The sequence below is a fragment of the Enterococcus sp. JM9B genome (assembly GCF_009933265.1).
Classification (GTDB): domain Bacteria; phylum Bacillota; class Bacilli; order Lactobacillales; family Enterococcaceae; genus Enterococcus_C; species Enterococcus_C songbeiensis.
This window is the reverse complement of sequence record NZ_MAEK01000009.1, coordinates 62,161-78,455: the sequence shown is the minus strand read 5'-3', so window position 1 is coordinate 78,455 and position 16,295 is coordinate 62,161. Positions and strand designations below refer to the sequence as shown.

Here is a 16,295-nt window from a genome sequence, read left to right as displayed (position 1 = left end):
TATACATTTTAATCGGATGAGGAAGGGAATCCTATGACAGAAAAAGAAAAATCTTATGCTGGTTTATTGTATCAACCCAGTGACCCTGAACTTGTTTCAGACCGCGATACCACAGTAAAAAAACTTTATGACTACAACCATCTCCATCCTCTTGACCGTGATGCCCGAAAAACAGCCATTCATGAACTATTGGGCAGTGTTGGAAAGAATTGTGTGATTGAACAGCCGCTTTTTTGCACGTACGGCTATAACACTACGGTTGGTGACAATTTTTTCTTAAATGTGAATTGCAAATTGATGGATAGTGGAAAAATTACGATTGGAAACAATGTCTTTATCGCACCGAATGTTTCTATCGTAACTGAAGAACATTCAATGAATGTTGAGGAAAGAATCGCCGGCCTAGAATACGCCCATCCGGTCAATATTGGTGACAATGTCTGGATTTGCACCGGCGCAGTTATCTTACCTGGCGTAACAATTGGCGCAAACAGTGTGATTGGTGCAGGCAGTATTGTTACAAAAGATATTCCAGCAAATAGTTTAGCTGTTGGCAATCCCTGCAAAGTCATTCGTGAATGAATAAATGACAAATAAACCCTGTTAAAAAAGATTCTGCAAAACATAACAAGCCACTAAAGCTAGATTTTTCACTCTAGCTATTAGTGGCTTGGTTTCATTCTTTTTGCTTTTATCTGTGATTCCTTAACTTATCGTTGCAATTCATGGCAGATTTTTTTAGTTGCCGGATAAATTTCACGATAAATTTCATACAGGTCTTTGTAGCGTGCTACATTTTCTGCAATTGGTTGAACAGCCGGCTGATAGCCAATAAACTGCTTGCCGCAATCGGAAAGAGAGTCATACCAACCAAGACCCACAGCAGCCAACATCGCCGCTCCAAGTCCTGGTCCTTGTTCGGCAGTTAGGCACAGAATTTCCGCATTAAAGATGTCTGCTTGCATTTGTAACCAGTCAGGATTTTTAGCACCTCCACCAACTGAAACGATTCTCTTAAAGGACTTACCGGCAACTTCTTCCATAAGAACTTGAGAATCCTTTAAAGAAAAAGTAATTCCTTCCAATACTGCTCGGGCAAAATGGTTCAATGTGTGATTTGTGTCTATTCCGATAAAACTTCCTCGAATTTTACCATCCACATGAGGCGTCCGTTCCCCTACGATATACGGAGTGAATAGTAATCCTTCCGCACCGGGAGCTATTTCCTGAAGACCGGCTAATAATTCATCAAAAGATTGCTCGGGGGCAAAGGTTTCTTTGAACCAAGTCAAACTATGACCGGCTGCCAATGTTACGCCCATTGAATAAAGCTGATCTTTTAACGCATGATTGAATAAATGAAGCTTTCCCTGATAATTTGGTTGCGCAGATTCTTCCAAAGAAAGAAAAACTCCTGAAGTCCCAATACTTGCCATAGCAGTTTTCGCATCAAAAATGCCCGCTCCTAACGCACCGCAGGCATTGTCAGCACCACCGGCAAACACTTGAACTTCCTGAGAAAACCCAAATTTTTCTTTTATCTCTTGGCGAAGGATACCTGTCTTGCCGGTTGACTCGATCAATTCCGGCAAATAATTATCAGGAATAGCAAACTTTTCTAATATCGGTGTCGCCCACGTTTTTTTTGCCTCATCCAGCAATAACGTGCCCGCTGCATCAGAGTAATCCATATGTTTGGTACCTGTCAGATAAAAACCTAAATAATCTTTAGGTAACAGAATGTGACGTACTTGCTGCCAAACTTCCGGCTCATTTTGCTGCAGCCACAAAATTTTCGGCAGTGTAAAACCTTCTAAGGCGATATTTTTCGTGAGTGCCAACATTTCCTCCCCAAAAGAAGCCATGATTTCTTGACACTGTTTCGTTGTTCGCACATCATTCCACAAAATCGCTGGACGCAGCACTTCATCTTGTTCATCCAAAACTACCAAGCTGTGCATCTGTCCCGAAAAACTAATCCCCGCCAATTCTTCAGTAAAATCGACGACCGTTTCTTTCAACTCGAATAAAACTTTTTCACAGGCTTCGATCCATTCTTGCGGGTTTTGTTCGCTATACCCGGCCTTAGGGTGTAATAAAGGGTAATCCCCCACTGCAGAAGCAATGACTTCTCCTTTTTCGTTGACCACCAATCCCTTCAACGAGCTCGTGCCCAAATCGATTCCAACTACGTAAGACATGCTCCACCTCCTTTATTCTTTAATTCCACCAGCAGTTACTCCACCTACAATATATTTAGACAAAAATAGATAAATCAATAGGAGCGGGATAATACTTAGTGAAATTCCTAAATACATACTACCAAATTCAGTTCGATAGACATCCGTTTTCAACAATTGAATCAACATTGGTAAGGTATATTTTTTTGCATCATTAATTAGTATCAATGGCATTAAGAAGTTATTCCAAGATGTGACAAATGAGAAGATAGCCATTGTTGCTAGGCCCGGTTTCATCAAAGGTAAGATAATATTATGAAATATCTTTATTTCTCCTGCACCATCTAAGCGTGCCGAATCAGCCAAATCCGGATGATAAATTGTTTCTAAGTATTGTTTCAAAAAGAATACTGATGTTGGTGCAGCGATAGATGGTAAAATTAGAGGAATAAAACTATTCAATAATCCTAATTTACTCATAAATTGATAAAAACCAATCATACTGATTTGTTGCGGAATCATCAGCAATCCCAGAATAATTGCAAATGCCGCTCTACGTCCTTTAAAATTATAAGCAATTACACCATAAGCTGCTAAAGCAGAAAAATAAACATTAAGTACAGTCGAACCAGCTGAGATGAAAAAACTATTTCTAAATCCTCCAAAAACATCAAATCCCTTATTCATCAGCACTTCCCAGTTGTATCTTAGATTACCACTTGGAATAAGAGAAAGTCCCTGTTGAATTTGCTCCGCTGATCGTGTTGAATTGACTAGGACCACCCAAAAAGGGAGAATACTCAACAAAGTAAGTAAAATAAGAAAAACGTATATCAAGATTCGTTTCATTTTATAAGCGTTACTCATTATTTACCCCTCACTTTGCTGTTTTCCTTGAAGAAACGGAATAGTAATGTACTTAAGACGATAGATAGTACTAATAAAATTACTGAAGCTGTGGCAGCTACATTAAAGTTTCTACTACCAGTGAAAGCCTGTTTGTAAATAAACATGGTAATCGTTGTTACGCTATTACCTGGATTACCATTTGTTAATAAAAATGGTATATCAAACATTTGCAAACCACCAATTAAAGATGTTACCAATGTATAAAGAAGAATTGGCTTCAATAATGGTAAAGTTATTTGACGAAATATTTGATTGTCATTGGCTCCATCAACCATTGCTGACTCAAAAAGTGAATTATCAATGCTTAGGATTCCTGAAACCAAAACAATTGTAGTCTGTCCATACCACATCCAAAACTGAATGAACGAAACAATTAGCCGAGTTCCCATAACACTTCGGAAAAAGTCAAATGGTTCCTCAAGGACACCTAAATTTGTTAATACTAAGTTCATTGGTCCCATCGGATAGCTAAACAGTGCATAAAACAGAACTGCTACAGAGGCTGCAGTAATAATATTTGGTAAATAAAAAACTACTTTGAAAAAGCTAGTATTTTTAAGTCTCAATTTAATATTGGTAAACCATGCTGCCAATAGTAATGCCAACCCAATTTGAGGAATAAAGTTGACTCCCCATAAGATGAAGGTATTTTTAATAGATTTGATAAACATAGCATTTCCAAAAATATTCGTATAGTTTTCTACACCGATAAAATTTGCAACTGGATTCCATCCTTTTAAGTCCGTGAAGCTTAAAAAAATTGTATAGATAATTGGATAAAGTTGAAAAACTAGAAACGCGATAAAAAAAGGCGCTAAAAACAAATAACCGTATCGATTATATCTTTCAAATTTCCCTTTAGTTTTTTTCACATCTGACCCTCCCTTTTAAAAGAAAAGGGTTGACCGATGCCAACCCTTTTTTCATTTTGTTAGTCAACTTGAACATCAGGATATGCATTTTGAACAGAATCTTTAAAGCTTTGAATTGCTTCTTTTTGATCCATTTCTCCCTTAGAGAATGGTGTTAAGCAATTGTCAATGAAAAGACGTTCAATTGTTTGATCATATTCTGTTAGAATCTTTGCATTAATATCTTTTACCATTGAAGAAAATTCATTATAGTGATTTTGTCCGCCTAAAAATTCCTCACTATAATTTCCTTTTATTTCTTCCACAACTTTTTCATTTGAAACAAAGTCACCTGTATCTTCTGCCCATTTTTTTAAGAACTCTGAATCCGTTGTGATATAACCAATCAAATCTGCAGCTTCTTCCTTCATTGTTGAAGTTTCTGTTGCACCAACCCAAGTACCTCCCCAGAACCATGAAGAAGGGCCTTGGATCATTCGCCAGTCACCTTCTGTCGTCTTAGACTTATCTGCTGAAGTTGCGTTAGGTTTCAACCAATAGTGAAGCCCCCATGTTGGCAAACTGTAACCAAATGTAGCATCTCCATTCATTCCAGCAAACCAAGCTTCAGATTGTCCTTCTGTATCTTGAGTTAATTTTTCACTTACGAATTTTTTAGAAATATCTAATAATTCATATAGCTTATCGTCAATCACAAGTTTTTCATCTTCAACCCAACCGTGTTCACGTTGACCGAAGAAGGGTTTAGCCAGATCTTGAACACTAGATATCATATAAACTTCACCGTTACTTTTTTCTTTGATCTGCTTTGCAACATCATAGAATTTGTCATAATCAGACATTGCCTCTTGTGCCGCAGCTACATCCTGAATATCTAATAAACTTTTAGCTAACGAATCACGATAATAAAATCCTCCAGGCGCTGCTTGCCACGCTAATGCATGCAGAACTCCATCTTTATCGGTTCCTACATCCTTAACAAACTGGTAAGTGTCTTTCGCTGCCTCATCTAATCCGAGTTCGCCAATGTCTGCCATTAAACCAGATTCAACATATTTTTTAACGAATGCAGATTCAAGTGCAATCACATCAGGTGCATCTTTTGTTCCTAACACAGGATCTAATTTTGTTTCAAATTGATCAGATGGTATTTCAACTACCTTCACTTCATATCCCAAATCCTTATGGGCTGGTTTATAATAATCATTAATCATTTTGGATAATTCATCAGTAAATGTCCAAACAACTAATTCTTTTTTTCCACCACTATCACTTTCATCTGCTGCACTATTTTTCCCACTTGAACCACATCCCGACAGTAACAACATACTTGCTGCAATAACTCCAAAGCCAACGCCCATTCTTTTCCAGCTTTTCATGAAAAAATCCCCCTTTTATTTTTCTTTATATTCAAAGAAATCAAAATCAGCAACTGCCCTAAATCCGGATGTATCGATTGCGAACATTCCAATGAAAGCTCCTGTAAAGAAACCTTCTTGTGTTTCTACTACATAATCATCGGATAATTTGAGACTATCAAATAGATAATCAATCACTACCCATTCCTTTTCATCAAATGAGTATGCATATTGATAGGTGTTGAAATTCACGATAGTTTTAAAAAAGACAGCGTTAACATTTTCGGGAATCACAATTTCCTTCTTATAAAGAGGCATCGTAATTCGTCCGTTATCACTATCCATAATGTCAATAATTCTTCCGTATTCTTCGTGATGGGTAATATGGATAGATGACCAATTTTTAGTATTATAATAATTAGTCATTCCAGCAAGTTGCAAAAAAGATGTCGGAGAAAACTCAACTTTTGTAACGGCTTCAAAAGAAAAATGTTGCCACCGTCGCGCCACCAATGACTTATAAAATAGGGAATTAAACGATTCTCTACCATATAATCGTAAAAATCCGCTTCTTTCTGTCAAACTACCTATTTCTTCACTAAAAGGTATCCGTAATGTTTGAAAATCTAACGGTAATTTTTCCTCATTAAAATCTATCCTACTTGCTTCTTCAGGCCACTTCACCTCCGAAATGTTTGGTGACTCAACTTCGTCTTGCGGAAAATTCCCTCCTACAATATAAGGCCACTCATCTTTCCAGAACATTTTTTGAATTGCAGTTTCACGACCCAGTGGGCAATATCCTCTGTTTTCAAGAAGAGGAGTTTCCGGGCGTTTCAAAGGTCGCCCTGTTAAATGAACAAAATACCATTCATCTGTATGGGTATGAACAATTGATCCATGACCAGCTTTCTGCAAATTAAGATGTGGATATCCCCAAGAAGAAATCAGTGGATTTTCTGGATGAACTTCAAACGGACCAACAATAGATTTAGATCGAGCAATTGTTGAAGCATGTTCGTATTTCGTTCCTCCTTCCGCAGTTAAAAGATAATAATAGTTATCAATCTTATAGAGGTGCGGAGCCTCTGTTAATTTACGGTCGGTTCCTTTAAAAATAACCTTCGCTTCACCAACCAGTTTCTTTTGCTCATGATCATATTCCTGTAATACGATTCCATAAAAACTATGATGGTATACTCGGTAATCCCAAACCATATTAACAAAATACTTTTTACCATCTTCATCATGGAACAATGATGGATCAAACCCAGAACCATTCATATAGATTGGTTCTGACCAGTCCCCATCGATTGTTTCACAAGTAATCAAATAGTTAGAAACATCTTTCCAATTATTTCCTTGGACTTCTTTAACATCTGAATAAATTAGCCAGAATTTTCCATCATGATAACTTAAATCTGGCGCCCAGACTCCTCCAGAATCAGGGTTACCAAGCATATTTAACTGGCTTACTCGATTAACTGGAGTACTTACTAGCTTCCAATTTTTTAAATCCTTTGAGTGATAAATCATTACACCAGGAAACCACTCAAAGGTTGAAGTTGCAATATAATAATCCTCCTCTACTCTGCAGATACTTGGGTCTGGATTGAAGCCAGTTAATATTGGATTTGTAATCATTTACAACTCCTCCTATACCAAATAATCATTCAACCGTGATTTCACATATTCTAAATGGTTGGATTCATTCATGATATCATCATGTTCCAGTGCATATTCTGTCAAAGATTCCAAGTTTTCTTCATTAGCGACGATTTTGGCGCCGATGCCTTCTTGGTAGCTAGCATAGCGTTTTCCCTTGATTTCATCGAAGAATCGTTCTTCTTTCAGAGCTGCTGCTGCTTTTAGTCCACGAGCAAAAGTATCCATACCTGCGATATGTGCTAAAAACAAATCATCCATTTCAAATGACGTACGGCGAACTTTTGAATCGAAATTGATCCCGCCAGGTGCGATGCCACCATTTTCTAAAATTTCATACATAGCCAAAGTGGTGTCGTAAATATTTGTTGGAAATTCATCAGTATCCCATCCTAATAGCACGTCTCCTTGGTTAGCATCGATAGAACCTAACGCATCATAACAGCGGGCTACATTCAACTCATGTTCAAAAGTATGACCTGCTAAGGTTGCATGATTGGCTTCGAGATTTAATTTGAAATCATTTTCCAAGCCGTATTTTTGAATGAATGCCATCGTTGTCGCAGCATCAAAATCGTATTGGTGTTTGCTTGGTTCCATTGGTTTTGGTTCTAGTAAAAATTGAGGTTTATGACCGATTTTTTCACCATAAGCAATCGCCATTTTGAATAGACGTGCAATGTTGTCTTGTTCAAATTTCATATCGGTATTTAATAAAGATTCATATCCTTCACGGCCGCCCCAGAAAACATAATTTTGTCCGCCAAGTTTTTTACTGATGTCCAAGCCTTTTTTGACTTGTGCTGCTGCATAAGCAAAAACTTCTGCGTTGTTTGAGGACGCTGCCCCATTGACAAAACGTGGATGAGAAAACATATTTGCTGTATTCCAAAGCAATTTCGTTCCGGTTTGTTCCATTTTTTCTTTGATTAAGTCGGTAATTTCATCAATATTTTGGAAAAATTCTTCCAAAGAATCTCCTTCTGGTGCAATATCAATATCATGGAAACAGAAATATTCCACATTTAATTTTGTCAAAATTTCAAAGAAAGCTTCTACCCGATTTTTTGCTGTTTCCATCGGTGTTTCACCAAACCATGTCCGTTGATTGACTGGACTGCCGAATGGATCAGAACCATCTTGGGTCATGGTATGCCAATAAGCCACCGCAAAACGCAGTTGTTCTTTCATGGTTTTCCCCATCACGATTTCGTCAGGATTGTAATGTCGGAAGGCGAATGGATTTTTGGTTTTAACACCCTCATATTGGATTTTTTCTACATTTGGAAAATAACTCATGTCTGTTTCCTCCTTAAATTTTTCTTGCCTTTAGTTTGTTAGTACGATAAACTAACTTACAAGAAGAATATTAAACGAAACAAAAATGTTTGTCAAGCGCTTTCAAAAAAATATTTTGATAAACTATATATAATTAGGCAATCATTTTTTTTACGATGTCCTTTACTATTGGAGGGTTATTATGATTTCAACAAAATACACCATTCGTGAGCACAATGAAGCGAATATTCTCAATACCATCATTAGGAAAAAAGAAATTTCCCGAGCAGAAGTCGCCCAACAAACCGGTTTGAACAAAGCCTCGGTTTCTGCTATCACCAAAAAATTATTAGACGATCAATTAATTTTCGAAACACGGGTGGGTGATGCTTCAAATGTAGGTGGTCGGAAACCCATCATGCTGACTTTTAATCGAAAATCTTCCTTGGTCATCGCCTTTGACCTTGGCTATAATTACATTGAAGGAATGTTGGCATTTATTGACGGCACGGTTGTCGATACCATTTCTAAACGCCGGATAACAGTTACAGCGGCAACGATTTTTAATGAAATGAAGCAGATCATTGATCATTTTATCGAAATTCAGCCCCCTACTCCCCATGGAATCGTCGGTCTGACTGCGGCTATTCATGGATTGGTGAAACAAGAAAAAATTATTTTTACACCCTACTATGATTTGGATCAAAGTACGTTTATCGAAGAGCTGCAAAAAAACTATGACTTCCCTATTTTTATTCAAAATGAAGCAAATTTGGCAGCATTGGGAGAATACACTTTTACCTCTCAATACCAAAATCTAGTGAGTATCAGCGTCCATAGCGGGATTGGTGCGGGAATCGTCACCAGCGGGAAATTGCAGCAAGGAAAACACGGACAAGCCGGTGAAATTGGTCATTCCATTCTTTATCCCAACGGGCGGGAATGTCCTTGTGGCAATCACGGTTGTTTGGAACAGTATGCTTCCAACAAAGTTACCTACGATCAATTTGGCAAACTAAAAAATCTGGATTACGTGAATTCAGAAATTCTATTACGTTATGTAGAAAAACAAGATACCGAGGCATTGGCGGCAATCCAGCAAAATGCAGCCCTTTTGAGTGTCGGTATTAATAATATTATCATGATGTACGACCCCGAAATCGTTGTAATCAACAGCTCTCTTTATCGGCGAATTCCTCAAATGGTAAATTTAGTTACCGAAGAATTAAAAAGCCGTTTTTCAGAATCTGTGATTATTCGAAATACCTTGTTGGAAGACAAAGCGACTCTATATGGTGCCTTTGCTGTCTCGGCCCAAAATTTTTTAAATATCCAGAAACTGAAGTTGATTTAACCTAAAACAACCTCCAATTGTTAGATTTTTGACCAAACAATTGGAGGTTGTTTCATTTTTTTATAGTTAATTTCCTTTTGCTAAACTTTCTTTGTGTTGGGCTTTGATTGCTGCCAAAAGTTCTGGGTCTTGCAAAAGATCAAGCGCTGTATTTGCCAATAATTCAGCTGCAATCGCAATCGACGCCAAACCTTTTTCACTGCGGGCTGCGGCTTTAAACTCTTCAGAATGCCCTGCAATATAGTCGTCTGAAATGGAAACAGTCGGTTGGATGGTTGGGATAACCTGACTGACGTTCCCAACATCAGAAGAACCTAAACTTGCTCGTTCAGAAGTATCGATTTCATCCGATGGGACGCCGGCTGCTTGTGCATGATTGAAAAAGACTTCATCAAATAACGGTGTGACGATCACATCATCTACTGCATTTTGAAATAGACCAAATTCATAAGAAGTTCCCGTTGCCAATGCCGCCCCTTTTACAATGTTCTCTACCTTTTGGTACACTTCATCCAAGGTTTTGCGATTTGCCGCCCGTAGATAAAAACGTCCCGCAGCATATTCGGGAACGACATTGGCTGCGACTCCGCCATCCGTGATAATTCCATGGATATTGACATCTTTTGGCAGATGCAGGCGCAACCCATTGATTCCGTTGAATACTTGAAGCAAGGCTTCCAGCGCATTGATTCCTTTTTCAGGCGCTGCCGCTGCATGGGAAGCTTTGCCGTAGAATTTGATATCTACCGGATCATTTGCCAAAGATTTCGTGGTTTTGCTGTAACGATAGGCCGGATGAATGCAAAGAGCTGCATCGACATCATTGAAAAAACCTTCTCGCACAAAGCTGCCCTTTGCTGAGCCGTTTTCCCCGCCTTCTTCTCCCGGTGTACCATACACTCGAATCTCACCACCGATTTCATCAATGACTTGCTTCAATCCACTGGCTGCTAAAACAGAGTAGGTTCCAAATAAATTGTGTCCGCAGGCATGGCCAATTCCCGGTAAGGCATCAAATTCTGCAAGAAATGCAAGCGTGGGACCTTCTTTTGCAGAAACATAGCGGGCATCAAATCCGGTACGGTGACCGGCAACCTCTTTAGTGACCGTAAAGCCTTCTTTTTCCAATTGTTGGATTAAAGCATCCGAGGAATAGAATTCATAATTGCTGACTTCCGGATGGTCGTGGATATCTAAAGCAAGTGCTTGATATTCTGGTAAATGTTGATCAATAAATTCTTTGATAGTTGCTTCAATAGTTGTAGTTGTCATAATAAATTCCTCCAATTTTTATTTACGGCCAAAGGTTTCCCAAGCTGGGATACTGGAGCCTTTTGATGTTTCTTCAATCACTTTTTCGGTTTCTTTTGTTTGGTACGCGTCAACGACTTTTTGGTACACCTCGTTGTCTTTATCTTCCTTGCGGGCAACGATAATGTTCACATACGGTTTTGAATTGTCATCCACTGGTTCCAAGAAAATCGCATCTTCCGTCGGTGTAAATCCGGCATCCACTGCTACACCACTGTTGATCACAGAAATATCCACATCTGACAATGCACGGGCAGTTTGGGCGGCATCTAATTCAGAAATATCAAGATTCAATTTATTTTCCGTGATATCCGAAACGGTCGGTGCTTGCGCTTTTGCCGGATCAACAGTAATCAAACCCGCTGTTTGCAGCAATAATAATGCTCTCCCCCCATTTGTAACATCATTCGGAATCGCAACTTTTGCTCCCTCTTTCAGCTCTTTAACATCTTTGATTTTTTCAGAATAAATACCTAATGGCGCATTAACGGTATTCCCGATGGAAACCAAATCCGTGCCATGTTCTTCATTGTAATTATCTAAAAAGAATTGATGTTGAAAAGAATTCAAATCAATGGATCCGTCTGCCAAGGCAGCATTTGGTTGATTGTAATCTGTGAATTTCACATATTCCAAGTTGATACCTTCTTCTTTCAATCGATCTTTCACATCATCCCAAACATCGGTATCGGCACCAATCACTCCTAATTTCACGGTTGTTTCTTTGTTTTTATCTGAAGCTTCTGAGGCTTTTCCCTGATTACTGCATCCTGCGGCTACCACCAAGAATGCTGCCGCTGCTAAAGCGATTTTAAGATATTTTTTCATTTTACTTCCTCCAATTAATGACTGATTTTTTTTATGATACGATTACTTACAAATTGACTAATAAAAACGAGAATTAAAATCAAGAGCGTAGCAACGATGGTGACATCCGTTTGAAAACGATTATAGCCTCTTGAAATTGCCAGATTGCCTAACCCGCCGGCACCAACTGCCCCAGCCATAGTAGTCAACCCGATAACATTAATGATTGTCAAAGCAGAAACCCGGACGATTCCCGGCAATCCTTCGATTAAATAAACCCGGAAAATAATTCCCGCCGGACTGGTTCCCATCGCTTGGGCGGCTTCAATCACCCCAGGATCAACTTCCAACAAGGCATTTTCGATTTGTCGGGCGAAGAAAGGAACTACGCCAACAATCAGTGGCACTAGCGCCGCTTTTTCCCCAATCGTAGTGCCGACAATAAATCGCGTGATCAATGCCAACAGTGACAGCAAAATAATAAAGGGAATCGATCGAACGATATTGATTGCTTTATCTAAAATTTCGTATACCGGACGATTTTGCAGAATTCCCTTTGGTCGGGTAACAACTAAAATCACTCCCAACAAGATACCGAAAACGCCGGCAATCAAAGCGGTCCAAACAGACATGAAGAGCGTTTGTTTCGTGGCTTCAATAAATTCATCGGTGATGCCAATGACATTGGGAAAATATTTTTCAAGAATCGTTTCCATCAGTGGTACCCTCCTTCAACTGCGATTAATTGTTCTTCTGGTTGCTTCAAAATATTCGTGTAAACTCCTTGTTTTTTTAAATAATTCAACGCTTGTTGCCGCTGTGTGCTTTCGCCAGCCAGTGTGACAATCAAACTGCCTAATGGAACATTTTGTAAAATCTCTACGTTGCCATATAAAATATTCGTCGTTACTTGGTAGCGGCTGTAAAGTTGAGCAATCAGCGGTTCATTGGTTTGATCGCCAACATAAGCGAGTTCCACCAGCCATTCATTTTCATTCAACGAAGCAAACTTAGGATTTCCCAGAATCGTTTCCAGTGCCTGATCGATATGAGTTGCTGTTCGAATGAATTCACGGGTCAGCGCTTTTTGCGGCCGGCTGAAAATTTGGATGCTGTTGCCTTGTTCAATAATTTCGCCCTCTTCCATCACCGCTACTTTATTGCAAATTTCCTTGACCACTTGCATTTCATGAGTAATCAAAACAATTGTCAACCCAAGACGTTGATTCAATTCCTTTAAGAGCGCCAAAATTTGTAGCGTAGTTTTAGGGTCCAGCGCGCTGGTGGCTTCATCACAAAGTAAAATCTCTGGATCATTGGCCAATGCCCGGGCAATGGCGACCCGTTGTTTTTGCCCCCCGGATAACTGGTTGGGATACGCCAGAGTTTTATCCGACAACCCCACCAGCTCCAATAGCTCCGCAACTTTTTGATGACGTTCCTGTTTCGATTTTCCAGAATATTTTAAAGAAAAATCAACGTTATCAAAAATTGTGCGACTGTTCATCAAATTGAAATGTTGAAAAATCATGCCGATTGCCTTGCGTTTTTCCCGCAGTTGTTTGGCAGATAATTCTGTTAAGTTGGTACCATTAATGATTACCTCCCCATTGGTTGGTCGTTGCAATAAATTGATTACCCGCACCAAGGTACTTTTTCCAGCGCCGGAATAACCAACGATACCATAGACATCACCTTTATCGATTTTAACGTCCACATCTTTTACTGCTTGAATCTGTTCACCCTTTTGTTGAAAAGTGACAGTAATATTTTTTAGTTCAATCATTTTTTCTCCTCCGATTCCATATTTTTTCTAGAGGCAACACATTCGTTTCATGTCTGTCATTCCTCCCAACAAAAAAAGCATCCTCAAATCAGCGAAAAAATCACTGACTTGAGGACGCTTTTTTGCGTGTTACCACCTCATTTTGACCTGCATTCACATACAGCTCCTCTTCGAGTACAAACATACTCTAGCGCTGTATCGGGCGCAGCCGTCATCGTCTCACATTCTCTGCTCGGGATGATTCACTCCATGACCATTTTCCAAAAATGCCCTTTTGCTTCTTCTCAGCGTTCGAAGCTCTCTGTTGAAAAGTTTCTTTTTGTACTTATCATTTCTTCGTGATGAAGGATATAAAAAAAGCCCTTTTACCGGTCTTAACCAGTAAAAGGACGAATAATCGTGTTACCACCTTTTGTTCGGAAGATACTTCTTCCCTTGACCCGACTTCTTTTCTTTCAAAGAGATCGGTGTTTCTTTTAACGGTGAAACCTCCGAGACTGCCTACTTATCGACACTCTACCCTCCAAGGCCATGTTCAGCTTTTTCGACCTGACGTTTCACACCAACCAACGTCTCTCTTCAACGCGTCCAAGCTTACTTTCCTTTTCATCGGGAACAAATTTCTTATTGACGTTAATTTACAGTAGTTTTCAATCGATGTCAACTCTTTTTCTGAATTTTTTTGAAATGCCAGAAAATATTCTCTGAAAAAAAGAGTATCTTGTTTTTATTCGGCAATGATTTTTACATCAAAGGGTGCTAACTCAATGGTGCCGCTAAGAGCTGTTTCCGTCAGCAACTCTTTGCCGGCAGTTGGTACGGTTACTGTAACAGGTTCGTTTTTATGATTCAGCAGAAAATGATAGGTCTGATTTTCTTTTACTCGGGTCTTCCATTCAATTCCTTCTGGTAAATCAAATGTTTCAATCGGCAACGCTTTTAATAGTTCATCAAATAATCGTTTCATTCCAGTTTCAGACAGCATCGTTCCCACATAATAGGCCATACCGGACCCCTTTTGATTACGGGTGATTACGGGGGTGTCAGCATAGAATTCTCCTTTACCGTAATTTGCCAACACTTCTGCCGTATTAGGATGAATAATGTCACACAGCATCCGACAATCGCTAACAGTGCCGTCATTGAAAACAACCTGAGTCGTCTTTTCTGGTGGCAAAGCATCAAATTCTTCTACCCAAATACCTAAAGTTTCTTTTAATGGTCCCGGATATCCGCCAAGATGCACATTATCGGTTTCATCGACTAAACCACTCATCATTGTCGTTACAAAATGTCCACCGTTATTGACATAAGCATCGATTTTTTGTGCTTGTTCCTGATTGATCATATACAGACAAGGAGCGATTAATAAATCATATTTTTCAAAATCGCCATTGATGGAAACCATGTCAACATCAATGTTGCGGGCAAATAATTCTTGGTAGTAATGATGAATCTGATCGACATATTGTAGCTCGATCGTGGGACCACTGGTGTATTCCAGTCCCCAGTAATTCGACCAGTCAAAAATAATTCCCACTTTTGCCGGTGTCACAGCATCTAGTAATGTATCCCCTAATTTTTCCAATTCCTGCCCTAACTCAGCAGTTTCTCGAAACACACGGGTATGTTCGTTACCAACATGTTCAATCACAGCTCCGTGAAATTTTTCGCACGCCCCCACGGATCGCCGCAACTGGAAGAATTGAATCGTATCTGCTCCGTGAGCTACCGCTTGATAACTCATATTTTTCATTTGTCCCGGACGTTTTAAGGAATTATAAGGCTGCCAATTTTGTTGACTTGGTGTTTGTTCCATCAACATAAAGGATTGACCGTCTTTTAGTCCCCGCATCAAATCATGGCGCATTGCTGTCAAACTGATTGGGGTATCGTAACTTGGGTAGTTGTCCCAGGAAACAATATCCATTTCCTTTGCCCATTTGAAGTAATCCAAATCTTTAAAGGTTCCCATCAAGTTGGTCGTAATTGCTGTTTTAGGATCGTGTTGTTTGATTGCCGCTTTTTCATCGGTAAAATTTCGTAAAATCGAATCCGACATAAAGCGCCGGTAATCGATAGAAAGCCCGGCAAAGGCAGTTTTTTCTGTACCGATTGCATCGCCTAGTGCGTTAGGAACCACGACATCTTCCCATGAGTAAAGTGTGTGTCCCCAAAACGCCATATTCCAAGCTTTATTTAATGCCTCGATTGTATGGTATTTTTTCTTCAGCCAAACACGAAATTCTTTGGCACAATTTTCGCAATAGCAGTTGCCACCATACTCATTAGAAATATGCCAACAAACTACATTTTCCAAATGGCCGTAGCGTTCGCCTAATTTCCCCGCCAGCTTGGCACTGAATTTTCGGAAGGTTGGGCTGTTAGGACAGGCATTGTGCCGTTGACCAAACTTGTGGGCACGTCCTTCAAAGTCCGTCCGATTAACATCCGGGTAGCGACGACTCATCCATGCAGGCAGTGCCGCTGTAGAAGTTGCCAAAACGATTTGATACTTGTGCTTGGTAAGCATTTCAACAATTTTATCCAGTGTAGAAAAATCATAGGTTTCTTCATCAGGCTGTAATTGTGCCCATGAAAAAACGTTAATTGTTGCCGAGTTGATTTTTGCTAAATTCAGGATGCGCATGTCCTCCACCCAGATTTCTTCCGGCCATTGCTCTGGATTGTAGTCTCCGCCAAATAACATGTTTTTAAAAAATGCCATTACTTTTTCCTCCTTCAAAGTGAAAATAGAAAGCCTTTTCTTCTGTC

General features: G+C 39.4%; 13 protein-coding genes and 1 other annotated feature. Of the genes, 2 read left to right on the top strand and 11 right to left on the bottom strand.

Annotated features, from left to right (window positions below):
• The first annotated feature begins 33 nt into the window (after positions 1–33).
• Complete coding sequence (locus tag BAU16_RS03005; protein ID WP_137605709.1) at positions 34–582, top strand: sugar O-acetyltransferase; 549 nt, start codon at positions 34–36, stop codon at positions 580–582.
• 128 nt (positions 583–710) lie between these two features.
• Here BAU16_RS03005 and xylB read toward each other — a convergent pair whose 3' ends face one another.
• The 6 genes from xylB to xylA are packed head-to-tail and all read right to left on the bottom strand — an operon-like array spanning position 711 to position 8,283.
• A complete protein-coding gene (gene xylB / locus BAU16_RS03000) occupies positions 711–2,201 on the bottom strand; it encodes a xylulokinase (protein ID WP_137605710.1) in 1,491 nt (496 codons plus the stop codon).
• A 12-nt stretch (positions 2,202–2,213) separates the two neighbouring features.
• Positions 2,214–3,047, bottom strand: a complete 834-nt coding sequence (locus BAU16_RS02995) for a carbohydrate ABC transporter permease (protein ID WP_137605711.1) — start codon at positions 3,045–3,047, stop codon at positions 2,214–2,216.
• On the bottom strand, positions 3,047–3,961 hold the full coding sequence (locus BAU16_RS02990) for a carbohydrate ABC transporter permease (RefSeq protein WP_137605712.1): 915 nt from the start codon (positions 3,959–3,961) through the stop codon (positions 3,047–3,049). Before BAU16_RS02990 ends, BAU16_RS02995 begins: the two co-directional genes overlap by 1 nt.
• Before the next feature lie 59 nt (positions 3,962–4,020).
• The gene (locus BAU16_RS02985; protein ID WP_137605713.1) at positions 4,021–5,340 is read right to left on the bottom strand and encodes an ABC transporter substrate-binding protein; all 1,320 of its coding nucleotides are present in this window, start codon (positions 5,338–5,340) and stop codon (positions 4,021–4,023) included.
• A gap of 15 nt (positions 5,341–5,355) precedes the next feature.
• Positions 5,356–6,963 (bottom strand): glycoside hydrolase family 43 protein, encoded by a 1,608-nt coding sequence (locus tag BAU16_RS02980; protein WP_137605714.1) that lies wholly within the window; start codon positions 6,961–6,963, stop codon positions 5,356–5,358.
• A gap of 12 nt (positions 6,964–6,975) precedes the next feature.
• A complete protein-coding gene (xylA, locus tag BAU16_RS02975; RefSeq protein ID WP_137605715.1) occupies positions 6,976–8,283 on the bottom strand; it encodes a xylose isomerase in 1,308 nt (435 codons plus the stop codon).
• Between the two features lie 181 nt (positions 8,284–8,464).
• Between xylA and BAU16_RS02970 the strand changes: the two genes are divergently transcribed.
• Positions 8,465–9,616: an ROK family transcriptional regulator gene (locus BAU16_RS02970; protein ID WP_161526403.1), complete on the top strand. Its 1,152-nt coding sequence runs from the start codon at positions 8,465–8,467 to the stop codon at positions 9,614–9,616.
• A 66-nt stretch (positions 9,617–9,682) separates the two neighbouring features.
• On the opposite strand, the gene BAU16_RS02965 is transcribed toward BAU16_RS02970, so the two are convergent.
• The 5 genes from BAU16_RS02965 to BAU16_RS02945 form a co-directional block, all read right to left on the bottom strand.
• Positions 9,683–10,888: a M20 family metallopeptidase gene (locus BAU16_RS02965; RefSeq protein ID WP_161526402.1), complete on the bottom strand. Its 1,206-nt coding sequence runs from the start codon at positions 10,886–10,888 to the stop codon at positions 9,683–9,685.
• Positions 10,889–10,906: 18 nt separating this feature from the next.
• Positions 10,907–11,755, bottom strand: coding sequence for a MetQ/NlpA family ABC transporter substrate-binding protein (locus BAU16_RS02960; RefSeq protein WP_161526401.1), 849 nt, complete (start codon positions 11,753–11,755; stop codon positions 10,907–10,909).
• A 14-nt stretch (positions 11,756–11,769) separates the two neighbouring features.
• On the bottom strand, positions 11,770–12,450 hold the full coding sequence (locus BAU16_RS02955; protein WP_048604718.1) for a methionine ABC transporter permease: 681 nt from the start codon (positions 12,448–12,450) through the stop codon (positions 11,770–11,772).
• The gene (locus BAU16_RS02950; protein ID WP_048604717.1) at positions 12,450–13,520 is read right to left on the bottom strand and encodes a methionine ABC transporter ATP-binding protein; all 1,071 of its coding nucleotides are present in this window, start codon (positions 13,518–13,520) and stop codon (positions 12,450–12,452) included. The genes BAU16_RS02955 and BAU16_RS02950 overlap by 1 nt, the downstream gene beginning before the upstream one ends.
• 382 nt (positions 13,521–13,902) lie before the next feature.
• Positions 13,903–14,139: a binding site (T-box leader), on the bottom strand.
• Between the two features lie 108 nt (positions 14,140–14,247).
• Positions 14,248–16,248 (bottom strand): beta-galactosidase, encoded by a 2,001-nt coding sequence (locus BAU16_RS02945; protein WP_161526400.1) that lies wholly within the window; start codon positions 16,246–16,248, stop codon positions 14,248–14,250.
• Between the last annotated feature and the right edge of the window lie 47 nt (positions 16,249–16,295).